The following is a 22,811-nucleotide window of genomic DNA, read 5'->3' on the forward strand; positions in this document are numbered from 1 at the left end:
CTGCAGATGAGAATATCGGACCACGGTGAAGGTGCTGCCCATGGACGCTGCAACACCATACGTCGGCGTCGCTGAGAAGGATGCAGCTGCAACTTTTCTGCAGCGCTGCCAAGGCCGATGCGCTGCGGCATACTAGAAGGCTAGCTCGACAAGGTGTGCCATGACACGCGCGTTCAATTTCAGTGCCGGCCCTGCGACATTGCCGGAATCGGTCCTGCGGCAGGCGCAGGCGGAGATGGTCGAGTGGAACGGCGTCGGCGCCTCGATCGTGGAAATCAGCCACCGCAGCGCCGATTTCATGGCCGTGGCGGCCGCGGCCGAAGCCGATCTGCGCACCCTGTTGTCGATTCCCGACGACTATGCGGTGCTGTTCACCGCCGGTGGCGCCACCACCATCCAGGCGTTGCTGCCGCTGAATTTCGCCGCGCCGGGGCAGGCCGCCGACTACATGATCAGCGGACATTGGGGTAAGACCGCGATCAAGCAGGCGGCGCCTTATGTGGATGCACGGATCGCTGCCGACGGCCAGGCGGAAGGCTTCACCGATATCCCGCCGGTGGCCAGCTGGACCTTGTCGCCGCACTCGGCCTATGTGCACATCACCGCCAACGAGACCATCCATGGCGTGGAGTTTCGCGACACGCCGGATGTGGGCACGTTGCCGTTGTTCGCCGACTTCAGTTCGTCGATCGCCTCCGAGCCGCTGGATATCTCGCGCTACGGGTTGATCTACGCCGGGGCGCAGAAAAACCTGGGGCCGGTCGGCATCTCGGTGCTGATCGTGCGGCGCGACCTGCTCGAACGTGCCGGCCAGCCGCGCGCGGATATCTTCAACTATGCGTCGCACGCGGCCCGCGATTCGATGCTCAACACCCCGCCGACCTGGAACTGGTATCTGCTCGGCCTCAACGTGAAGTGGATGCTGGAGCAGGGCGGGGTGGCCGAGTTCGCGCGCCGCAATGCCGAGAAAGCCGCGCTGGTGTACGGCGCGATCGATGGCTCCGGCGGCTTCTATCGCAACCTGATCAAGCCGGCCGTGCGTTCGCGCATGAACATCCCGTTCTTTCTGCCCGATGAGCAGCTGGACGCGTTGTTCGTCAGCGAATCCAGGGCGGCCGGCCTGTTGGCATTGAAGGGGCACAAGGCCGTCGGTGGCTTGCGTGCTTCGCTCTACAACGCGATGCCGGTGGCAGGCGCGCAGGCGCTGGTGAGCTTCATGCACGACTTCCAGCAGCGTCACGGCTAAGAGTGACTAACAAAACTACTGCGCGACTGCTCGCTACGTTGTGTTAGCCGCTCTCAGTCTTCTCTTCGACCGCGGCAGCTGCCGCGCAGGCGCATGCGCCGTTATTCAAGGAATGCCCAGCGATGGCTCCCAAGTCCAACAAGCCCACCACCGCTACCGGCGGCAAGACCAAGCCGGCGAGTAAATCGGTAGAGAAATCTGCGGAAAAAGCTGCAAGCAAGTCGGCACCCAAGCTTGCAAAGCCGGCGGTCGCCGCACCGGTGCTGGCCGACGTGCGCGCCAAGATCGACCAGATCGACCGCACCATCCAGGAGCTGATCGCCGAGCGCGCCAACTTCGCCCATCAGGTCGGCAAGGCCAAGGGCAAGCTCGCCGCGGCGGTGGATTACTACCGGCCCGAGCGCGAGGCGCAGGTGCTGCGCATGGTGGTGGACCGCAACGAAGGCCCGCTCAGCGATGAAGTGCTGGTGCACGTGTATCGCGAAATCATGTCGGCCTGCCTGGCCCAGCAGGAACCGTTGAAGATCGGTTACCTCGGCCCGGAAGGGACCTTCAGCCAGCAGGCAGTACTCAAGCATTTCGGTCGTTCGGCAGTGGGCTTGCCGATGGCGACCATCGAAGAAGTGTTCCAGGAAGTGGAAGCCGGCAACGCCGATTTCGGCGTGGTGCCGGTGGAAAATTCCGGGCAGGGCACCATCCAGGTCACGTTGGACATGTTCCTGACCTCCAACCTGAAGATCTGCGGCGAAGTCGAGCTGCGCGTGCATCAGTACCTGCTCTCGCGCAACGGCCGGCTGGAGGATATCGAGCGTATCTACGCGCATTCGCAATCGTTCGCGCAGACCGCCGGCTGGTTGCGTTCGCACCTGCCCAAGGTCGAGAAAATCGCCGTCTCCAGCAATGCCGAGGGCGCACGCCGCGCCCGCAATGCCGAAGATGCCGCGGCGATCGGCGGCGAGAGCGCCGCGCACGTGTATGGCTTGAAGAAAGTCATCATGAAGTCGATCGAAGACGACGACGACAACACCACGCGCTTTCTGGTGATCGGCCGGCAGATCTTTCCCTCGTCCGGGCACGACCGCACCTCGGTGCTGGTGTTCATCCACGACAAGCCGGGCGCATTGTTCGACGTACTCAGCCCGTTCGCGCGGCATGGCATCAGCATGAATCGCATCGAGTCGCGGCCCTCGCATCAGGCCAAATGGGAGTACGGCTTCTTCATCGACCTGGCCGGCCACGTGGAAGACCAGGCGATGAAGCAGGCGCTGGCCGAACTGGAAGCGCACTCGGCGCAGATCAAGGTGCTGGGCTCGTATCCGGTGGCGATTCCGTAAACGCTTTTCCTCCAAGCCGGTAACAGCTGACGCGCCGCCATCTGCAAGGTGACGGCGCTACCACACCATTCTTCAAAGTGCAGTGCCGTGCATGGCGCTGCCGCAGCAATCGGACCACACGCATGAGCAGCAATACGCAACATTGGATCGCGCAGCAGGGCAGCGCACTGCAGGGCAGCCTGGCCATTCCCGGCGACAAATCGGTCTCGCATCGCGCGGTGATGTTTGCCGCCTTGGCCGATGGCAGCTCGCAGATCGATGGCTTTCTCGAAGGCGAAGACACGCGCTCCACTGCGGCCATTTTCGCCAAGCTCGGCGTGCGCATCGAAACACCCTCGGCATCCCAACGCATCGTGCACGGCGTGGGCGTGGATGGCCTGCAGCCGCCGACTGAGGCGTTGGACTGCGGTAACGCCGGCACCGGCATGCGCCTGCTCGCCGGCCTGCTGGCCGCGCAGCGCTTCGACAGCGTGCTGGTGGGCGACGACTCCCTGTCCAAGCGCCCGATGCGGCGCGTGACCGGCCCGCTGGCGCAGATGGGTGCCAGCATCGACACCGAAGAAGACGGCACGCCGCCATTGCGCGTGCATGGCGGGCAAGCTTTGCATGGCATCGACTTCGTCTCGCCGGTCGCCAGCGCACAGGTCAAATCCGCCGTATTGTTGGCAGGGTTGTATGCAAAGGGCGACACCTCGGTGACCGAGCCGCACCCAACGCGCGATTACACCGAACGCATGTTGTCCGCATTCGGTGTGGAGATCGATTTCTCGCCAGGCAAGGCGCGCCTGCGCGGTGGTCAGCGTCTGCGTGCGACCGATATCGCGGTGCCGGCCGATTTCTCCTCGGCAGCGTTCTTCATCGTTGCCGCCAGCATCATTCCAGGCTCGGACGTGGTGCTGCGTGCGGTGGGCTTGAATCCGCGTCGCACCGGGCTGCTCGCTGCACTGCGGCTGATGGGCGCGAATATCGTCGAAGAAAATCACGCCGAACATGGTGGCGAGCCGGTTGCCGATCTGCGCGTACGCTACGCACCGCTGCAAGGAGCGCAGATTCCCGAAGCGTTGGTGCCGGACATGATCGACGAATTCCCGGCCTTGTTCGTGGCTGCGGCTGCGGCGAACGGGCAGACGGTTGTCACTGGCGCCGCCGAATTGCGGGTCAAGGAGTCCGATCGTCTGGCGGCCATGGCCACCGGTCTACGCATCCTGGGCGTGCGGGTCGACGAGACGCCGGATGGTGCGACCATTCACGGCGGCAGCATCGGCAGCGGCGTGATCGAAAGCCACGGCGATCACCGCATTGCGATGGCCTTCGCCATTGCCGGTCAGCTCTCGACCGGCACCGTGCAGGTGAACGATGTCGCCAATGTCGCGACCTCGTTTCCAGGTTTCGATAGCTTGGCGCAGGGCGCCGGGTTCGGGCTCAACGTTCGGACGTAAATTCGACCGGCACCTGCACGCTGCTGACGACCGCGTGGCCGTCGCGCGTTGCAGGTTCAAAGCGCCACTGCCCCAGGCTCTCCATTACCGCAGCATCCAGACGCGGGTCGTCGCTGCCGCTGCGATCGACGATGGTCACATCGCTCACCTGGCCCTGCACATCCAGTTGCAGACGCGCGGTGCGGCTGCCTTCGATGCCGGCTTGCGCAATGTCGGCTGGATAGCGCGGCATCGCGTTACCCGGCAGCGGCTTGGCTTCTTCGCTGCTGACCGGTGTACGCGCCGGCTGGTGCGCGATCATGGTCATCGCACGCGGGCCTTCGGAGGTCGGCAGGATCTGGCGGCTTGCCGCCGGCAACGGGCGCGTGTCCTGCGCAAACGATTCGTCGCCATGCCGCGTCCACCACCAGGTCGGTACCACCACCAGCACCGCCAGCAGGGTTGCCCACAACCACGGCGATGCGCCATCTGCATCGTCTTCGCGCACACGCTCGCGCATTTGCGCGGCCTGTTGCGGCAGCGATTGCGTCTGGTGTGAAGAAGGATTCGAGGTGAAGGACATGGCCGGCCTCCTGGCGCATCTGTGGGATGACACGGCCAGTCTGGTCGGCGCTGCCTGAGGGGGAGCTAAGGCAGGGCGCCAATGAAGGGCTAAAACTCGGCAGGCGTTCAGCTTTGTCGAACTGGCAAACTACCTGTGCGGCTGCCGGATTGGTGCGCCCGGCAGACCGGATTCCGATGCATGCGCTGATGCGTCAACGCTTTGCGCGTGGACATCTGATGACCATCTGCGACGGTTCTGTCTGCAGGTCTTACTGCGCAGGCTTGAACTCGAACGGGATATCCACACTGCCGGCAATCGGCTGGCCATTGCGCTGTGCCGGGTGGAAACGCCACTGACGCACCGCTTCCATCGCGGCGCGGTCCAGATCGCGCGAACCGCTACGCTGCACCAGTGTCACGCCGCCGGGCTTGCCCACTGCGTCCACGTCCACCCGCACCACCACATCGCCGGCATCGCCACGACGCAACGCGGCCGAGGGATAGCGCGGCGGCGGCATCTGGCCCTGCATCGGTACCGGGCGATCGCCGCCCGCAGCTGCCGCAGTAGTTGCCGGTGCTGTGGTGCCAGGGGCTCCGGGACCTGCGTCTTCGGGCAAGGGCGTCGGCGCGGGTGGGGCAGGCGGCGCAGTGTCCACCAGGGTCGGGGTTTCTTCGGGCGGCTTGGCCTGCGGCATGTCGCTGGCGCCGTCCTGGGCCGGCAGCGGCGCGGGTAGCGGCTGGATATCGTCGGTGGCTGGCGCACCTGCGCTCGGCTGGGCCGGCGAGGCCTTGTAGAAGTCGTCCTTGCGGCCGGTGGCCCACACCAACAGGAACAACAGCAGCCCGGCAACGAAGGCGATACCGGCAATTTTCAGGGTGTGGCGGGGCAGACGCAGAACGATCTGGCGATCGGACGCAGGGCGGGGCGCGGGCATAGGGCTCACCTGAAGGATCGGGTCAATTCTGGCATAGCGGCGGTGAATCGATCGCAGCAGGTGGCGGAACAGGCGATAATCTCGTGCTTCCTACTGACTCACACAGACTTCCGATGCTAGATCCGGCCCTGCTTCGCCAACATCCCGCCGACCTTGCCGAGCGCCTGCGCAGCACGCGCAGTTTCGCCCTGGACACCGCGGAACTGGAGTCGCTGGAAGGCGAGCGCAAGCGCATCCAGGTGCGCACGCAGGAGCTGCAGAGTCAGCGCAATTCCAAGTCCAAGGCGATCGGGCAGGCCAAGGCCAAGGGCGAGGATGTCACCGTGTTGATGGCCGAGGTGGCCGGTTTCGGCGATGAACTCAAGGCGTCGGAAGAAGCGCTGGATGCGATCCGCGCCAAACTCGAAACCATCGCGCTGGGCCTGCCCAATCTGCCGGCCGACGATGTGCCGCACGGCAAGGACGAGAGCGAGAACGTCGAGCAATCGCGTTGGGGCACGCCGCGCCAGTTCGATTTCGCGGTCAAGGATCATGTGGAACTCGGCGCGCCGCATGGCTGGCTGGATGGCGAAACCGCGGCCAAGTTGTCGGGCGCGCGTTTCACCGTGTTGCGCGGGCCGATTGCGCGCTTGCATCGCGCGCTGGCGCAATTCATGCTCGATCTGCATGTCGGCGAGCATGGCTACGAAGAGACCAATGTGCCCTTGCTGGTCAACGCCGATTCGATGCGTGGCACCGGGCAGTTGCCGAAGTTCGAGGACGATTTGTTCTCTGTGCTCGATACAGAATTGACTGATCTGGCTTCAGAGCGCTTGCACAATTTGATGTCAGTTGACCCGCCAGCGAATTTGGTTACGGGTAGTTATCAGAACGGGTTTAACCGCGTAATTGATGCTCTTCAGAAACGCTATCTGATCCCCACCTCGGAAGTGCCGCTGACCAATATCGTGCGCGACGAGATCGTCGATGCCGAGCGCTTGCCGTTGCGCATGACTGCGCATTCGATGTGCTTCCGTGCCGAAGCCGGCAGCGGCGGCCGCGATACGCGCGGCATGATCCGCCAGCACCAGTTCGAAAAAGTGGAGCTGGTCACCGCCTGTGCGCCGCAAGACAGCGATGCCGAGCATCAGCGCATGACGCGCTGCGCCGAGGTGGTGCTGGAAAAACTCGGGCTGCCGTATCGCAAGGTGCTGCTGTGCACCGGCGACATGGGGTTTGCTGCGATCAAGACCTACGATCTGGAAGTGTGGCTGCCTTCGCAGGACACCTATCGCGAGATTTCGTCGTGCTCCAATTGCGGCGATTTCCAGGCGCGGCGCATGCAGGCGCGCTGGCGCAATCCGGTCAGCGGCAAGCCGGAGCTGATGCACACGCTCAACGGCTCGGGTACCGCGGTGGGCCGCGCAATGATCGCGGTGATGGAGAACTACCAGAACGCCGATGGCTCGATCGATGTGCCCGAGGTACTGCGCCCGTACATGGGCGGGATCGAGCGGATCGGCTAAGCGCGGCTGACAAAAGCTGCCGAAAGCGGGCTGCGCTCATCGCCAGGCGGGCGCGGCCGCTGCTCGGAAGCAGCGAGCGCCACGCGTGCACGCCACTTTTGAGCGGGATGTCCGTACTCACCGACGAGGGCTCGCTACGTTTTGCCAGCTACTCCAAGTGCCGCTGCCGCTACGACCGTGCAGCCGACAGATGTACGCGAGCTGGCCGCTTCCAAAACATTGAAGAAAACGGGGCCGTCGCTGGCCCCGTTTGCGTTTTTACGTGACGGGCTCATGCGCTTCGTCTGGGCAGACCACCTTGCGGATCCTGCGGGCGCGACCCAGTTGGCGCCAACGCCGGTGCGCTGCGCGCTTTCGCGGCAAGACGAGAGGTCCTCGACGCCAAGCATTGCATATCCCGGAAACCCGCCAGACCGGGCACCCGATGCGACCGATGTCGTTGCCCTGTTGGGATAAAGGTGCTTAAATGTCACTTATCGTTCTATCCATGGATACCTGCGCCATGCACGACCTGAATGACCTGTACTACTTCGCGATGGTGGTGGACCACGGCGGCTTCGCTGCGGCCGAGCGTGCGCTCGGGATCCCCAAGTCGCGCTTGAGCCGCCGCATCAGCCAGCTCGAAACCGACCTGGGCGTGCGCCTGCTGCAGCGCTCCACGCGCCGCTTTGCGGTGACCGACGTCGGCACCAGCGTGCATCGCCATGCCCAGACCATGCTGGCCGAAGCCCAGGCCGCACGCGAGGTGGTGGATCGCCTCAGTGCCGAGCCGCGTGGCCTTGTGCGTGTGAGCGTTCCGGTCTCGCTGGCGCAGATTCAATTGCCCAAGTTGTTGCCGGAATTTCTGACCAAGTATCCCAAGGTGCGGCTGCAGCTCAACATCAGCAACCGCCGTGTCGACGTCATCAATGAGGGCTACGACATCGCGTTGCGCGTGCGCTCGCGGCTGGACGACGACGGCAGCCTGGTGATGCGCAGCTTCGGCCAGGTGCAGGAATTGCTGGTCGCCAGCCCCAAGTACCTGGACCGCGCCGGCCGCCCGAAAGACCCGAGCGAGCTGGCCAACCACACCACCATGAGCACCAGCGAAGACGAAGCGCATCAGCGCTGGGAACTGCACGGCCCCAACGGCGAGATGCGCCGCGTAGACCTGCAGCCGCGTCTGGCCGGTTTCGATTTCCCGCTGCTGCAGTCGATGGCGCGCGATGGTTTCGGCATCACCATGTTGCCGGAGACCGTGTGCGCCCAGGCGGTGCGCAGCGGCGAGCTGGAAGTGGTGCTGCCGCACTGGTCGTTGCCGCAAGGCATCTGCCACGCGGTGTTCGCCTCGCGCCGCGGCCTGCTGCCGGCGGTGCGCGTGTTCATCGATTTCCTGGCCGAGCACCTGCCGCGCGAGATCGAACGCTCGCGTCTGGATTGCGGCGGCAACTGCGCCGAACTGGCCGAAAAGCTCAAGCGTGCCGCCGGCACTGCACCGCGTCTGGCCGTGGCCGAAGCCGGCTGAGCTGCGCCTGGTCGGCGAGGCCGGCTGACACGCCATTCGGCAGTCGCTCGTTCTCGGGAGTCAGCTCGCTTCAACGTTCGGCAGGTTGCATGCTTGGTCGGGTGCTCGCGGCCGGCCGGTAAACATGCAGTGGCCTGCCGCGAGTGACGGCGCAGCAGGTTGCGCCAGCCAAAAGCAGTGCAGTGCAACCAAGCAAAGCGCGCCCGGGCATGCGAGAATGCGCGCCCGGGAGCGATTCCCGGGTTGGGTGACACCGCACAAGCGGTGGTCACCATCAGCGTCACCCGCAAAGCGCGTGGCGCCTGCGTGATACACCGATGCCATCGGCGATCAGGCAGAGCAGTATCAAAGCAGCATCGGAGAGATGGCCGAGCGGTTGAAGGCACCGGTCTTGAAAACCGGCGAAGGGTCAAACCTTCCGTGGGTTCGAATCCCACTCTCTCCGCCAAATCAAGGCGCGTTGTTGCTTGACCACAGCGGTTAAAATTTTCTCGAGATCCCGAAGATCCGAGAAGGACGCAAGTCGGTACATCTTCGACTTCTTGGCAAGACAGACGCAGGCCACTGCTGCCGAATGTGCTGTCACTTTCGCGCCGAATTTAGGCGGGTGGTTCGGCTACAGACGCGTCCGGCAGCAAGGTGGCTGAGTTCAGCCTTTATCCAAAGCGTTCAACGCGCTGTTGACGACTTCATAGAGCCACATCCGTTTTAGGATGCCCAAAATTTATCTGGTCAAGAGCGCAGTTCATCCATTAGCCGGTTGGCGTTCTTGAAGCAGGCGTGCGCATGGCCACCAATGTCCATCTGTTCGACTCAAGCATCGAAGAACCCATCTCCGACGCTTACCTCAAGCCGCTTGTGTGGTGTCGGGCAGCACGATCCCTCGGCTGGAAAGCAGGCAGACCGAATTGCGGAACACGTAGAGAATCAGGTCATCGTCGATCGAGCTGCTGTCGGGAATCACGACGACGCAATCGATTTGTTTGTGCTCGGGCGGAATCGTGTCCGCGAACTGCACGGAGAAGTCGTTGGATCCCATGGCGAAGGTGCCGGCCGGGTCCGGGTAGCGCGAGCGTGCGACGATGACGAAGTAGGGCGTGTATGTGGCGGAATTCATCGGGCGTGCGGGCGTGCCGACAGGCGTGTTCTTGATGGAGTACGTCGCGGCCGAGGCGCTGATGTTTGCGATATAGACTTTGCCCGACATTGCATCCTCCGATAGCGCATGGGTGTCACTCCGGTGGTCTGGCATCGCGACTGCCCGCAAGCCGGCGGCGGCCCGGCGTGTCGGCAGGGTCGCCGCCGGTCCACATTACGTCTGCTGCTGGAACGTGGCGGTCTGCATTCCGCTACCTGGCGCATGCACCAGCTCTACCACGATTCCGGGCGGATAATTCGGGTCCGAGATGCTGTAGGTGTTGCCGACCACCAGATCCTGGTTGGGATACGGCGCGATATGCGAGACGAGGTACTGGGTCGGGTTGCCGGCCTGGACCACGATGTTGGTGCCGTTTGCGATGACGCGGAAGCCGGGGATTTGCTTCACGGTGGTAGGCATGATGCGGTTCCTTCAATGATGCGAGGCGGAACGGGCGGCCTCGCTACGCCCTCGGCGTCGGAGCTGTCGTTGGCGTTCATGGGGAGGGCGTCCACCCGCCCGGCGGAACCTGGATCTCAAGCTCGGGCGCAAGCACGATCGGTACTTGTGTGCCTTCCACATTGGCGAACAACGTGACGTCCAGACGTAGCAGTGCGACGTCGGTGGATGGCTGCACGATCGCGAACCAGCGCGCGCAGTCGTTGGCCAATTGTCCGGCCAGCAGAGGCAGCGTCACGGCATCGTCCGAGACGGCTTGCGCGTCATCGCTGGTGAGTCGCACGTCGGTGGCCAGCAAAATCGGCACGTCGCTCCACAGGCCGGTACCACCTTGTGCTGGCGCGGCGATCTGATAGCTATACGTGGCAGCGATCTTGAGCAGGCGTTCCTTGGCCGCTGCGCTGGTGGCCTCGGCGAGCGGCGCCAGCGCGTTTTCGATTGCGTCGGCCAGTGCGTCGCCGGAGCCGAACGTGCAGCGCGGTACGGTGATGATCGGCACCACTGGCGAGGCGAACGAGACCTCCGGCGTCCGGTAGATCAGGGCGGGATTGGTCCTCACGCCGTTGGCGCCGGCGAGATTGGCGTTGCGGACGATCCACCAGGTCGAATAGCCGGTCTGGCGCGTGGCGATGTCCAGGTTCTCCCAGACGAAGTCGAGGGTGCCGGTGGCTGCTTCGGGCAACGCCGCGTAGGCGTAGGTCGCCATGAACCAGCACGCCGTGTCGTCGGGTGCAGCCGCGCCAGCGGGTGACACCTCGCCGTGCATCTGGCCATTAATGGCTGGCCAGACGATGCTTGAGGCATCGCATTGGCCGTTCGCATACGCACCCTGGGCGAACAGCTGCATGGTTTTCTGTTGGTCGAACGCATGCGAAAGATTCAGGACGTAGCACGTGCTCGACTGCGCTACCGGTGCATTGGCGAGCAGCGCCCGGGCGGCATTGCCGGGCGGGCCGCGCCATGCCGCCCACGCAGCGGTGACATGGCCGATCTGATCGAGCAGTGCGCCGATCACCTGCTGTGGTTTTGGCATGCCCACATGTGCGTCGAACGCACTCTGCTGCAGCGCCAGCACGGCGGGCCGCAACACCGGCCAGGCGGCCATGAACGCGGCCAACGCCTCGAACACGGCTTCGATGGTGCCGAGGTCGGAGAGCTGCCGGCCGCGCAGCGTGCCGCTCACTGGCTGGTTATAGGTCAACGTCAGCCACAGTTCGTCCTGCGCTTCCTGTTCGGCCAGCACGAGCCGGGTCGAGTAATCCCATTGCAACGCGGTGGTGGCCGAGGCTGCGAAACGGACCGGCCTTGTCTGTTCGGCGCGCTGCGTCTGCAGCACCGGCGAGGCTGGAAACGCGCGCACCGGCACCGGTGCGTCGATCGCACCAAGCGGCATGGACAGCGGATCGGTGGGAAGCTCGAGCACGAAGCGCAGCCACTGCGATGGCATATAGCCAAATGCCGCTTCCGTGTCGTCGATCAGATGCTCGACGAAACGTGCGCCGTAGGTCAGGTCCAGATGCAGGTTGGCATCGTTGCCCGCGTGCGCGGCCGTCACCAGGAAATTGAGCAGGCCAGGCGTGGATGCGGTCGCTGTGGCAATCGGCAGCTTTGCGCTGCTGATGCTGCAGGAGGAGGGTAGGGTTTCGGTCGGGCCACTTGCCGTAGCGCTGGCAGTGAGGCCACCGAAGAAACGCGGTGGCAGCGTGCCCGCTTCTGCGGTGTTGGCCACGAAGACGTCGGCCGGCACCTGTACGATCGAGGAGACTGCGTAGGCGGTGGAGAGTGCGGCCAGCACGCTTTGTTCGAATTGATCCTGCGCGGCGGCAAGATCGCCGCCGGAAAGCGCTGGGAACACCGGGCCGACACCGCGCGCGAGCGCGTTTGCCAGGGTGGCTTTATGCCCCATCAGCGTCTGGTAGGCGGCACCGTCGAGCGCGGCGAGCGCGGCGCAGTTTGCCGGCGCGAGCAGTTCGTCGAATGCGGATAAAAAGCTCTGCGCCCAGGCATCGACATCCACACCACTGAAGGTCTGCGTGGTATAGGTCGGCACGAGCGTGTCGGGATTGTAGACAGGTACCTGGGCGGGACCAGACATCAGCTTGGTGTTGAGCGGCAGCAGGGTGAAGTAGCTGGCCGCGCCCTGGCGGAACTGCACATCGATGCCGTGGGGTTTGCTCCAGCGCATGCCCCACAGCGAGGCCCCGCCGTCGCCGGTTGCCGGGCTGTCGGCGGCTGTGCGCACGGCGAGCCGGATGGTGCCCTCGGCGCCATCGAAACCCGCGAAGCTGGCCTCGAACTGGCTGGCGAACCAGGCCAGGCCGACATCTTCCACCGGCGCCGCGCCGCTGGCAGCAGCGCGCTGGCGTGCGCGGGCAGTGCCCTTCGACGGCGGGTCGAGATCGGCGGCCAGCGGCATCGCCACCGACACCGCGCGCGGCATGCCGGTGCGCGCTACCTCGTCGACCAACGCGGGCGGTCGGGCGAAGGTGAGCGTGACCGTGACCGCAAACAAGTCATCGCCGCGATTTGCCAGATCGGTCTTGTCGAAGGGGAGCTGCAGCAGCAGGCTTTTGGGCGTTGCCGTGCCGCCGCCGAGCGCGTTGCTCAACTGCTGCACGATGTCGTTTGCGAACGTAGTCAGCGCCTGCTTGATGGCGCTACCGTCGCCGAGTTCGCCGCCGTTGGAGGGCAACACCGATTGGGTGAGCGTCACGCAGGTATGCGGATCTGCCAATTGCGCGGCCACCGTGGCATAGCGACCGAGTGCTGCGCGAATCTGCTGCCGAGCGCGGTCGTCGTCGGTTGCGGTCGCACCAGCTGACAGGCCATGTACGCGCACGTGGGCCAGCGCCGGGTCGGTGCGGATCACCAGGCTTGGGTCGAACTGCATCGACAAGCCCAGCTGGCTAGGCTTGTCCAGCTGGCCGGGTTCGAAGCGATAGGCGCAGCGCACGCCGGGCCATTCCATTGGCGCGAGCAGCGCGTCGTTGTAAAGCACCGGGAAGTCGGTGGTGAAGGTGTCGGTCGCGCCGTCGAGCGCGTTGCCGAACACGTCGTTCACACGCAGCGTCAGATTCGGCTTGCCGCCGATCGCCGCGTAGGGCAACGGCGTGCTGCTGACCAGTCCATTCTGGGTGACGAAGCGATAGGCAGGCACCACTTGCCGATAGCTCTGCTGGGCCGCGTCGAAGCTGTCCGGGCGCGCAGCGTTGGCCGCGTCCTCCCCGGTGCTGTCGGACGACGGGCTCAGCGCCAGACTCCACAGCGAGGTGCCGAACGGGACCGCGCTGTCGGCCGCTGCGCCGTCGATGCGGAACTGCAGCAGGTGATAGAGGGCGGCGATCCAGTCGGCGTCGTACAGCGTGCCGGCTTCGCGCGCGAGCAGCGTGTTGGCAAGCGACCAGTCGGCTACAAAGCCAAGACAGCCGGGTGGATAAGACGGCTGGTAGTGCAGCAGCGGCGTGCCTGCGGCGTCGGCGACGCCGAGGTACAGCGTGCCGTCCACGCTGCCCTGTGGCGCGAGCGCGAACGCATTGTGCCAGGGCTGGAATGTGGTCGAGGCGGGGAAGCTCACCAGCAGCGTAAGGGTGGCGGTGTCGCCGTTGGCAATGCCGTCGGTGGGCGCCGGTTGCCCCTTGGGGGTGAAGATACGCACCGGTAACGGTTGGCCGCTGACGTCTGCGTAGCGCAGAAAATAACCGTCCGACTGGGTGACGCTGACTTCCCAGATCAGTTGCAGAAGCGCTTCGAGGCGCTGCTGGTTTTCCGGGGCGTCGGGGTGCTGCGGATCGGGGAAAAGTGTCGACACCGGGCCGAGTGGGTCGTCGCCCGCGCGCAGCAAGGTCTGGCGCATCGGCACATTCGCAAGCGCCGGTTCGCTGCTCGTCGACAGGTTGGTCTTTGCCAGCAATATCGGCTGCGCGGACAACGAAATCGCGTCGGACTGGTAGCCGGTGGTGGTGGCGTCGTAGAGCACCGAAAGGGTTGCGCCGGCCAGTGCTTGCGCGCTCAGTAAGGCATGGATGCGCGCGCGCGTGGCGTCGTCTGCACCGCCGATGCGGTAGATATCGGTGTAATACGGATTCGCAGGGCCGCCGTCGCCATCCACACTGCCGGCTGCGGCGCGATTCACTAGCCAGATCGGCACCTGGATCATCAGGGCCGGGTTGACCTGCTGCAGGCCGGCCGGGTCCGAGGTCTGCGGCCGGCCGGTCTGGACCGTCAAGGTGAGCGGCGCGCCGGCCGACTGCTGCAGCACCGCCGGCGGCAGCGGCACCACGAAGCGTGCTGGCGCGTCTGGTGCTGTCCAGGGCAGGCGATCGCGCGCGGCATACCAGACGGCCTCGCCATGCACCGGTGGGATCGGCGCCACGCTGACGGCCGCAGCTGCGGCAAGCGCCAGGCCGCGTCGGCTCCATCGCGGGCAGGGCACCGGTGGCACGGCCTCGACGGGCATCGTTGAGGTGACGCTGCTGCCGCCACCTGCGAATTTCACCGGAATTGCCGCCACCGCGCCGAGCGGGGCGGGTGCAAGCGAGAGGGTCGCCGAGACACTGGTGGGCGGCTCGCTTGCGTTGGTCGCAATTGCGAACTGCTGCCCGTTGAGCGCGTAGCCGGCGGCAATGTCGAGCGTGTATGGATCGACCTTCTCGATATCTGCTGGCGTCGTGGCCGGGTCGGGAAGGCGCATGCCGTTCATCAGGTAGCGCGAGGTCATGCCACCCAGGGTGCGCGTCAGCGCGGTGTCCGGCAGTGCGCCGGGTTGCCCCGTCTCGCGCTCTGCGTCGGCGAGGCTGCTCGCCATCTGGCGGCACAGCGTGAGGAAGTAGTCGTCGAACATGTAAGCGGTCAGCGACGGACCCTGCGGCGCGTCGCCGTCGGCTGCGCCGAAGCGTGCCGCGCCGCGCAGGTCGGGGTTGTCGGTCAGCACGCTGAGCGAGAGCTGCGCGAAATAGGCCTCGACGGCCTGACGGTAATCCGGATAGGTGCGCGCGTGGTCGGCGAACACCAGCGGCGTATCCTGTCCGGTCCAGCTCATCTGCAGCGCGTCGAACATCGGGAACATCGCCCAGTCGCCGTCCTCGCGATGCACGCTTAGATCGACCGGATTGAGCGTGAAGCGGACCTCGGTGGACAGGCAACCGGTCAGCGTCTTATCCCACTCGGCAGGTGGCAAAGCGCGGCCTTGTCCCAGGTTCGCGAGCACCTGGGCCCAACTGCCGGTACCGTTGGACCAGGTGCGCAAGAGCCATGATGCGAGCGCGCCGACCAGCGTCTCGAGCGCGCTCAAGGGCGCGGCGTCGCTGGCGCCGGGCGCACCGATGATCAGCGTCGCCACGCCGACTGCGCTGCCGACGTCAGCCGTATACACCACCGACGGCTGCAGCAGGAACGACAGCGCCACCTCGACCGGCTCGACCGGCGGACTTGCGTGCCATGCGGTCCGGGCCAGCGGTGCGGTGGCAGCACGCAGCCGCTGACGATGGGCGAGCAGACTGCGCTCATGCTGTTCGATGCCGCGATGCGCCCAGTCGTTCATGCCATGGAAGGCGGGATCGAGCGGTCCATCCAGGCTGGCCGGGGTGCCGCCGGTGATCTCGAACGAGGTGGAAATCGTGGTGTGGAAGCCCACCGAGATCGTGACGAACAGGATCTTCAGGCGTGCCTCGGCGTCCACGCGCGCGGTGACGTTGATGACCGTGCCGTAGCCGGTTTCGAATGCGATGCCGGCAACCACCGAGAGCCGCACAAGTACCGAGAGTTTGACCACGCTCAGATCGACCTCGCCCTGCAACTGCCCGACGATGCCGACGGTGGCGGCGAACCAGAAGTAATCGGGCGTCTTCGAGACCGAGCCGCCGCTGGCAGCGTCGCGCCATGCCAGGATGCCCTGGAAGGTGCCCTGCGCGGTCAGCGATAGCGACGCCGAGAATGGGCCCGCACTGATCGAACGCCCGACCCCGAACCACATCGCCAGACCGAAGGTCACAATCGGGTTGTAGCTGACCACGTCGGTGGCCGCCGCCGAGCCGATTGCCTTCAGCGCAGCGACGGCGCTGGCTGGATTGTCGCCGCTGCGCAGCTTGCCGAAGTAGAAGCCGCAGCCGCCGGTGAAGATGTAGACCTGCACGCCGATCGAATCGTCGCCGAGCGGCCAGCCGACGCTGACCTTGAAGTCGCCATTGGTGTAGATCCAGATCTTGAACGAGGGCAGCGTGAGCGCCACCGCGCCGAGGTTGATCTGACGGAACTGCGTGGGCATCGTCAGCGCGCCGTAATACACGCCAAGATGTGGGCCGAGTTTCTGGTACAGGATTTCGAACAGCAGGCCTTTGAACTGGTCGGCCGAGCAGGTGATTTCCAGTCCATAGAGCACTGGATCGTTGAAGACGGCACGGATGTCCCAGCCCCGCACCAGGATGTGTGCGGCCACGAACCAGTCGCGCGATGCGTCGTAATACGTGCCCAGGCTATCCAGCAGTTGCCGCGGGTCGTTGGTGGTGAACGTCGATTCGAGTTCGGTAAACATCGCCGCAATCGGATCGTCCTTGGTCATATCCGCGCGCGGGCCGAAGCGCTGGCCCAGGCCCAGATACTTCACCTGGAAATTGCTGCCGCCCTGCGCGGGAACCGGGAACGGATAGTTGACGACCGAGGTCTTCGCGTCATCGTCCAGCGGTGCGGCGATCGTTGTTCCCGGTTGGATCCCTGCCGCGAGCAAACGCGTCTGCATAAACGCGTCCTGCTCCGAAAACGCCACGCGTGCACTGACCGCCAGCCCATCCTTGGACGTGTCGTAACCGACGATCAGATCGTAGACGGTGAATTTCGGCTCGATGGTGACCGGGCCATAGCTGCCGCCGAGCCGGATGCCGTAGCCATCGTCGTCGTACAGTTGCACCACCAGTTGTACTGCCGTCACCTCACCGACCGATACGGTCAGATAGGGTGCGATCTTCACGTCGAAGATCTTGCTCCATGGCAGCGAGGCGCTCAGATGCGCAATCTGCCCGACCGCATCGATCCCCAGCATCTTGGCGATCTGTCCGATCACCGCGCCCAGGTTCAGCGGCGGCTGCCGCAGCGATGGCCCCACCACGAATTGGGCAGGGCCATCGCCGAACGCAAAGCCGAATTGCAGGCCATAGCCGGCCGCATCGGCATCGACGAGTGCGTGCGATGCCGACGGCAGCAGCAAGGTGGCTTGTACGCCTAGCGTGAACCTGCTCATGGGCGGCGCGTCAGCTGTTGGACTTGGGCGTTTCGTTACTGGCGCCGAACACCGCGCCTTCGATCGACAGCACGCCCGGAATCAGCGGGATGCCCTGGCCGTCAGGCCACACCGCCGACATCGCTAGTGTGTACAGGGTGGACTGCTCGGGGGAGGCCGTGCCCGGTACCTTGATGTGGAATTGGTCGACGGCCACGTCGAGCGTGGTGAGCTTGCTCATGATGCTGTCCAGCGGTGCCGGCAATTGGTCGGCGCTGGGCAGGTCGATGTTGAACTGCGTCTTGAACCATGCCGCAAAGTCGTCCAGCGTGCCGAGATCGACCGGCGCGGGCAGCGTGAACTCGATTCCGTTGGTCTTGGCGTTGGCGATGTCGTCGGTCGAGACCGGCACCATGGTGCCGTGCAGATTGAAGTTCAGGCCGAAGACCAGATGCGGGGTCGGCGGATCAGCGGCGACCACGGCGGCGGCCTTGCGCGACAGTTGCTTGCTCATGGGTGGTTCTCCTGGGTGCGGCACTGCGGTGGGTGATGGGCGCGGGAGGCAACGGGTGGGTGCCGCCGCTGAGGACCTGGGCATCGACGATCCCTTCGAGGATCGCCGCGACCGGGTAGGTGGTGCTGCCAGTGGCGAGGTAGAGCACGCCGGTGGCCGGATCCTTGCGCACGCTGATGACGATCGCCCACAGTGCCGCGAGCTGGGTGCCCGCGGTCATCGCGACCGGCAGGCTCCAGCCATAGACCTCGTTGAGCGCCTGCATCAAGCCACTGACGCTGCGTGCGGCGAGAATCGGATCGGTGTCGGTCATGGCGTCTGCGTCGCAGCCAGGCTCCAGCCCAGATTGCCGCCATCCGGATCATTGGCGTCGGCGAACAGGATGAAATCGGCGAGTACCTTCGGCGGCAGCGTGATACCGAACACGCTGAGTGCCACGTTGTTGAACATCAGCACGTAGGCCGGCCCATTCTTTGTCTTCACCAGCCCGAGGTTGGCCGCCGAGAAGGTCGTCTTGAGTAGGCCTTGCAGGTTGAAGCCGAAGGCGCCGGCGGTGACCTGCGGCAACTGCACGAACAGCGCGACGCCGTCGTCGTCGGGCGTGTAGGTGCTCGCGCCCCAGGCGACGATCAGCGAGGCGTCCAGCGATGCATGGGCATCGGCCAGCGCGCCGAGCGCGCCGAGCGGCAGCGCGAATTGCAGGGCAAACAGCGGCTTGGAGGTCACATACGCGACCTGCGTGGGCATCGGCGCAACGCCACCGCCGCCTGGCACGCTGGCAGCGACGCCGGTCAGCGCCGGCACCTGCACGGGCAACGCGCCCAGCGCCTTGATGTCCAGGCCCGCCTCGTCGTGCAGGATCGCCTGCAGCGTGAGCGGCAGCATGCGCACCAGTGCGCCGGGCCGCCGTCCGCTGCGATCGTCGGTTGCCCGAAGCCCCGAGAAATCCGCCGTGATCTGCGGCAGCCCGATGCGCTTGCCGTCGGCGTCGAGCTGACAGCTGATGCCAAACGCCAGGCTTGTCAGGGCCACACCGGTGGTGATCGTGCCGGGTGCGGCACCGGGCAGGCCGTACGAGAACAGGTCGAGCCCGGTCACGCCAGGAAACGGATCGGCCGCGAACGCGAGCGTGCCGCTCAGTGCAAAGCGCGAGGTGATGGTGGTGCCGGCATCGGCCTCGGCCTCGGCATCTGCGGGGACGGACGGGACGGAGGCAATCGGCACCAGGCTGGCACCGCTGACCTGGAAGGTATCGATCACCCGGATGCGTGAGCGGTCCGGGTTGAACGCAAAGCTGCCGTGCTGGCCGCCGTCGAACGTCACCGTGCCGACCTCGCCGTGCCGTTGATAACGGCCCGCCACCACCACCGTGTTGGGCGGCACGTCGGCGGTGGCATCCGCGCCGGTCAGCGTGACCGCACGGCCGAACAGCGTGTTGATGGTCATTCCCACCCGGCAATGGAACTGGGTGACGAGCGACTGGTTGATCGCCACCGACAGCTCCTCCACGACGAATGCGTAGTCCGGCGGCGTCTGGTCCGAGTGCGGCGCGGCAGGCTCGCGTTTGAATATCGCAGTCGCCGCGTGGTGATAGATCACCCCGAACAACGCGCTTTCGCTGATCTGCGGCTCCTGGTCGGCGCCGTCGCTGATGCGGTTGACCTGCACGCCGAAGTGATGGGCGCTCAACTGCCCGTCGATGCCGGCCAGCAGCATCTGCAGATCGTCCGGCATGCCGTTGCCATTGATCGGCGCATTGAAGGCAAGCATGCCGGTCCAGCCGGGATCGGCGGCCTTGGTGCGGAAATCGGCGAACGGGTCGTCGTCGTCGCTGCTCGCCTTTTCTGCAACGGCCAGCGCATCGATCAGCACAGACTGTGTGTCGGTTACACGCGTAGCGTCGCCGATGAAATAGCCCGTGTTGGCCCAACTCTCCGGCGCACGGATCAGCTCGGCCAGGCTCTGTGTCGTTGCGTACTTGAAGACAAGGACGGTGCGCCAGCGATCGGTTGCGTCGACGTCGGGCGCGATCTCGAAGTTGAAGCCTGCCACCGCGATCATGCGGGTGATGTCCGGAAACCGGCTCCAGTCGTTGAGCACCAGAAACAGTTGTTCGCGCATCAAGGTGCTGGCCAACTGCGCGTCCACTACGCCGGTTGCGGGATCGGCGTCGAACGACAGCGTCTGCTCCGCACTGCGTGCGAGCAATAGCGACTGCCAGGTGCCGGCCTGGACCTCGGGTGCCTGCGCGGCGGCAATGCCGGCCCGCGTTGACTGCGTTGCCGAGTTGAGCTGGACCAGCAGCCCTTGCGGTGTGGAAGTGCGGGTGCCGGGCAAGGGCGCGCCCTGTTCGCCAACGAACACCGGGCGATCAGGCGTGCTACCGCGGATCAGCGCGCCGCGCAGGCCTGCGATCACCTGTTTCTCGTAGCCAGCCAGCAGCTGAGCGTCCTGTACGGTCGCGTCGGCGAGCGCGAACACGCCGCCGTACTGCACCATCGGAAACGCCACCGGGATCTGTTCACTCTTCGTCGTCGATGCGAGCGTGGAGACGAGCGCAGACACCGCAGCCGGATAGCGCATGTCCGGGGAGACCGCGCCGCGCCCGAAATTGACCGACGCGCCAGGTTGCGCGTAGTAGCCGCGCCTGGCGGTGGCCGCGCCTGGACGAAACCGCACCCACGAGGTGGCAAATGGCCCGTCGAGCGATGGCTTGGTGTCGGCGCCGTTGGCCAGCGTCATGCGCCGGGCCATGGCGGTGCCAAACGCCGTCGAGCAGGCCGGCATCGATGGCACGAAATCGAGAATGTCGCCGTCTGCGACGCGCAGGTATTCGGTGCCGAGCGTACCGCAGGAAAGCTTCGCCGCACCGCCCGGTACCGTCAGGACGAACGGGCCAAGCGGGGCGAGATAGGCTGCCGGCGCTTGCGCAGCGCCGGGCCGTGCAGCCGGATAGAGCCCGGCCCGCGAACCGTTGGACGGCACGCTCGGTGCCAGTGTCACCAGATCGCCAGACACGGTCCGGCCGAACGACGAGGCCAGGTTGTCCAGCCGCTGCGGCTGGAACAGAAAACGGGTGCGTGTCCCGTCTAGCGGTGCGAGCGGATCCATCTCGCAGTCCAGCAGAAACGCCGGCCAGTCATTGGCGGGCAGCGGCGGTAGCACCGGATAGCGCAGTTGCGCAAACCCCTGCGGCGCCTGCGGGTCCGGATGGAAGTAGCGCAGCTCGCCGCCTTGCAGGCCGGGCGCCTGCGGATCGTCGGCGAACAGCCCGAACAGGTTGTATGGATCCCACTCTGCGGTGAAGCGCAGCAGGCCGGCCGCGGCCGGATCGAACGACAGCGCCACCGTGTAGGCGTCTGGCGAAAGCGGCGTGCCCTGGCCGGAGTCGCGTAGCAGGGCGATGCCATCGCCCACGAAGGTGGCCTGCCCGGTCTCTGCTGACAGCGTCCATTGCGTACCGCTCGGTAGCACCAGATCGACATGACCGAAGGGCAGCGAGCCGCTGCTGCCCGCGACCTGCCCGCTGGTGGGCGAGAAGTAGAACAGCGGCACGCTCGTGCAGGCCCAGGATTGCAGCGGCGCCGCCTGCCATAGCCAGGCCACCCCACGCAGCGTGGCGTAAGGCGGCGTGAGCCCGAGGGTTTGTGCGATGTCGGCCGGCTCCGCCGGCAGTGCCTGCGATTGCGGATGGAACAGGAAATAGCCGGGCTGTTGCCAGGCTTGCGACAAGCTCAACTGCTGCGGCGCCTGCTCGTCTGGTCGGACGCCGATCTGCGATGCGCCGGCACCGCCCGGCAGCAGCAAAAAGCCTGCCCGGACGGGCGCGACACCACTGGCCTGATCCACGGCGGCCGAATAGAGCGCGAAGCCGGCAGCGTCGAGCGCGATCCGAGTGAAGATCATGTCTGCCATGGAGTGCATCGGTGAGCTGATCTCCGGTGAGCTGCGATGTACCACGATCCGAGTGTGCCGACGCACGCAATGACGGCGATCCGGATGCAGCGTGGTCGTCGGCATCGATGGACGGCGGTCGTCTGCCGGCCATCGCGCCTGCATCAACCGCGGACGTTGAGTACGCCAGATGCCGCCTGTGCGTGGTCGATCAGACCGCGTCCTGCGATTCTTCCTTGGCCGCCATGCTCAGCGATGTGGTGACATCGAAGGTGTTGAGTACCACCCCGCGCGCCGTCAACAGGATCGCCTTGTTCTGCGTGATATACAGAATCAGGTCGTCGTCGAGGCTGCTGTCCTGTGAAATAGTGACCGTGGCGTGGCCAGTGCGGCTATCCCAGGGGAAGACCAAGGTGTTGTCGCCGTATGCGAACACCGCGCTCGTCGAGGGATACTTCGAACGCGGCACGGCCAGCGAACTCGGGGTATACAACGGCGGCGTAGGGCCGGCGGCCCAACCGGCGATGTTGCCGGCATTGTTGTTGGTTACCAGCAGAGACGTGATGGGTTCGTTGTAGCTGTTGAATACCGTGACTTTGCCTGCCATGAGATGCTCCTGACGTTGTGGGTGAAGAGACGGAGACGGTGATTCGCTCCGTTTGCCGATTGGCTTGCTGCGCTAACGACAGTTTGGAAAAGGAATCCGAATTGGTATCGATGCGACACGTGAGACATGGCGCCCAGCGATCCTCCTGACGAGGGTGGCGACGCGTTTGCGGTGGATCGTTCAAAGGTTCCCTCTGTCTGCACCTTGCCGGTTTGAAAAAACGCTACCCGACATAACGTCTCACCATGTGGTCCATCTTCGATTGTTCCTGATGGCGGTTTCGTCACCGGTCGCCGAACGAAATCATTCACGCGTCGGTTGTGATCGCGTGATGAGGCGGGGCTTGGCGTTGCCCGTCGAGGCTTTCCCGAGACCAGGTCCATCGAACCAACGGCTCAAATGCAGGTGGTTGGGTTTCTGCTTCCCTGCGGTGCATTGGACGGAAGCTTGAAGACGTGGCAGGTCCTGATCGGCGCGGTATCG

Annotated in this window: 14 protein-coding genes and 1 tRNA gene; 6 read left to right on the forward strand and 9 right to left on the reverse strand. The window is 65.2% G+C overall.

Annotated features, from left to right (window positions below; all coding sequences use genetic code 11):
• Window positions 1–160: 160 nt before the first annotated feature.
• The 3 genes from serC (at window position 161) to aroA (ending at window position 4,019) form a co-directional block, all read left to right on the forward strand.
• A complete protein-coding gene (gene serC / locus NYR97_RS17590; protein WP_316695006.1) occupies window positions 161–1,246 on the forward strand; it encodes a 3-phosphoserine/phosphohydroxythreonine transaminase in 1,086 nt (361 codons plus the stop codon).
• A gap of 122 nt (window positions 1,247–1,368) precedes the next feature.
• Window positions 1,369–2,580: a prephenate dehydratase gene (gene pheA, locus NYR97_RS17595; RefSeq protein ID WP_316695008.1), complete on the forward strand. Its 1,212-nt coding sequence runs from the start codon at window positions 1,369–1,371 to the stop codon at window positions 2,578–2,580.
• Between the two features lie 122 nt (window positions 2,581–2,702).
• Window positions 2,703–4,019 (forward strand): 3-phosphoshikimate 1-carboxyvinyltransferase, encoded by a 1,317-nt coding sequence (gene aroA, locus NYR97_RS17600; RefSeq protein WP_316695010.1) that lies wholly within the window; start codon window positions 2,703–2,705, stop codon window positions 4,017–4,019.
• On the opposite strand, the gene NYR97_RS17605 is transcribed toward aroA, so the two are convergent.
• Together NYR97_RS17605 and NYR97_RS17610 are read right to left on the reverse strand one after the other, a co-directional pair.
• Entirely contained in the window at window positions 4,003–4,470 is a 468-nt protein-coding gene (locus NYR97_RS17605) for an energy transducer TonB (protein WP_210763521.1), read from the reverse strand. The two genes, aroA and NYR97_RS17605, sit on opposite strands and share 17 nt — an antisense overlap.
• 361 nt (window positions 4,471–4,831) lie before the next feature.
• Window positions 4,832–5,497, reverse strand: a complete 666-nt coding sequence (locus NYR97_RS17610) for an energy transducer TonB (protein ID WP_316695012.1) — start codon at window positions 5,495–5,497, stop codon at window positions 4,832–4,834.
• 113 nt (window positions 5,498–5,610) lie between these two features.
• Between NYR97_RS17610 and serS the strand changes: the two genes are divergently transcribed.
• The 3 genes from serS to NYR97_RS17625 all read left to right on the forward strand — a co-directional run bounded on the left by serS (window position 5,611) and on the right by NYR97_RS17625 (window position 8,954).
• The gene (gene serS / locus NYR97_RS17615; protein WP_316695014.1) at window positions 5,611–7,002 is read left to right on the forward strand and encodes a serine--tRNA ligase; all 1,392 of its coding nucleotides are present in this window, start codon (window positions 5,611–5,613) and stop codon (window positions 7,000–7,002) included.
• 487 nt (window positions 7,003–7,489) lie between these two features.
• Complete coding sequence (locus tag NYR97_RS17620) at window positions 7,490–8,506, forward strand: LysR family transcriptional regulator (RefSeq protein WP_006451085.1); 1,017 nt, start codon at window positions 7,490–7,492, stop codon at window positions 8,504–8,506.
• Between the two features lie 358 nt (window positions 8,507–8,864).
• Window positions 8,865–8,954: transfer RNA gene (locus NYR97_RS17625), tRNA-Ser, on the forward strand.
• 399 nt (window positions 8,955–9,353) lie between these two features.
• On the opposite strand, the gene NYR97_RS17630 is transcribed toward NYR97_RS17625, so the two are convergent.
• From NYR97_RS17630 to NYR97_RS17660, 7 genes are all read right to left on the reverse strand, one after another.
• Window positions 9,354–9,713: a hypothetical protein gene (locus NYR97_RS17630; protein WP_316695016.1), complete on the reverse strand. Its 360-nt coding sequence runs from the start codon at window positions 9,711–9,713 to the stop codon at window positions 9,354–9,356.
• A gap of 105 nt (window positions 9,714–9,818) precedes the next feature.
• A complete protein-coding gene (locus tag NYR97_RS17635; RefSeq protein ID WP_316695018.1) occupies window positions 9,819–10,064 on the reverse strand; it encodes a hypothetical protein in 246 nt (81 codons plus the stop codon).
• A gap of 76 nt (window positions 10,065–10,140) precedes the next feature.
• Window positions 10,141–17,334 (reverse strand): hypothetical protein, encoded by a 7,194-nt coding sequence (locus NYR97_RS17640; protein ID WP_316695021.1) that lies wholly within the window; start codon window positions 17,332–17,334, stop codon window positions 10,141–10,143.
• 10 nt (window positions 17,335–17,344) lie between these two features.
• A complete protein-coding gene (locus tag NYR97_RS17645; RefSeq protein ID WP_316695023.1) occupies window positions 17,345–17,827 on the reverse strand; it encodes a hypothetical protein in 483 nt (160 codons plus the stop codon).
• Window positions 17,781–18,140, reverse strand: coding sequence for a hypothetical protein (locus tag NYR97_RS17650; protein WP_316695025.1), 360 nt, complete (start codon window positions 18,138–18,140; stop codon window positions 17,781–17,783). Before NYR97_RS17650 ends, NYR97_RS17645 begins: the two co-directional genes overlap by 47 nt.
• Window positions 18,137–21,742 carry a hypothetical protein gene (locus tag NYR97_RS17655; protein ID WP_316695027.1) on the reverse strand — a complete coding sequence of 1,202 codons (3,606 nt, stop codon included), beginning with the start codon at window positions 21,740–21,742 and terminating at the stop codon, window positions 18,137–18,139. The genes NYR97_RS17650 and NYR97_RS17655 overlap by 4 nt, the downstream gene beginning before the upstream one ends.
• A 190-nt stretch (window positions 21,743–21,932) precedes the next feature.
• The gene (locus NYR97_RS17660) at window positions 21,933–22,328 is read right to left on the reverse strand and encodes a hypothetical protein (RefSeq protein WP_115038591.1); all 396 of its coding nucleotides are present in this window, start codon (window positions 22,326–22,328) and stop codon (window positions 21,933–21,935) included.
• Between the last annotated feature and the right edge of the window lie 483 nt (window positions 22,329–22,811).

Origin of the sequence: Xanthomonas hydrangeae (assembly GCF_032697525.1) — a bacterium.
Classification (GTDB): domain Bacteria; phylum Pseudomonadota; class Gammaproteobacteria; order Xanthomonadales; family Xanthomonadaceae; genus Xanthomonas; species Xanthomonas hydrangeae.

Coding starts and splice junctions, on each gene's coding strand:
- NYR97_RS17620 (WP_006451085.1), top strand. CDS start 7,490: ATGGATACCTGCGCCATGCACGACCTGAATGACCTGTACTACTTCGCG.
- aroA (WP_316695010.1), top strand. CDS start 2,703: ATGAGCAGCAATACGCAACATTGGATCGCGCAGCAGGGCAGCGCACTG.
- NYR97_RS17655 (WP_316695027.1), bottom strand. CDS start 21,742: ATGGCAGACATGATCTTCACTCGGATCGCGCTCGACGCTGCCGGCTTC.
- NYR97_RS17630 (WP_316695016.1), bottom strand. CDS start 9,713: ATGTCGGGCAAAGTCTATATCGCAAACATCAGCGCCTCGGCCGCGACG.
- serC (WP_316695006.1), top strand. CDS start 161: ATGACACGCGCGTTCAATTTCAGTGCCGGCCCTGCGACATTGCCGGAA.
- NYR97_RS17660 (WP_115038591.1), bottom strand. CDS start 22,328: ATGGCAGGCAAAGTCACGGTATTCAACAGCTACAACGAACCCATCACG.
- NYR97_RS17635 (WP_316695018.1), bottom strand. CDS start 10,064: ATGCCTACCACCGTGAAGCAAATCCCCGGCTTCCGCGTCATCGCAAAC.
- NYR97_RS17645 (WP_316695023.1), bottom strand. CDS start 17,827: ATGAGCAAGCAACTGTCGCGCAAGGCCGCCGCCGTGGTCGCCGCTGAT.
- pheA (WP_316695008.1), top strand. CDS start 1,369: ATGGCTCCCAAGTCCAACAAGCCCACCACCGCTACCGGCGGCAAGACC.
- NYR97_RS17650 (WP_316695025.1), bottom strand. CDS start 18,140: ATGACCGACACCGATCCGATTCTCGCCGCACGCAGCGTCAGTGGCTTG.
- NYR97_RS17610 (WP_316695012.1), bottom strand. CDS start 5,497: ATGCCCGCGCCCCGCCCTGCGTCCGATCGCCAGATCGTTCTGCGTCTG.
- serS (WP_316695014.1), top strand. CDS start 5,611: ATGCTAGATCCGGCCCTGCTTCGCCAACATCCCGCCGACCTTGCCGAG.
- NYR97_RS17640 (WP_316695021.1), bottom strand. CDS start 17,334: ATGAGCAGGTTCACGCTAGGCGTACAAGCCACCTTGCTGCTGCCGTCG.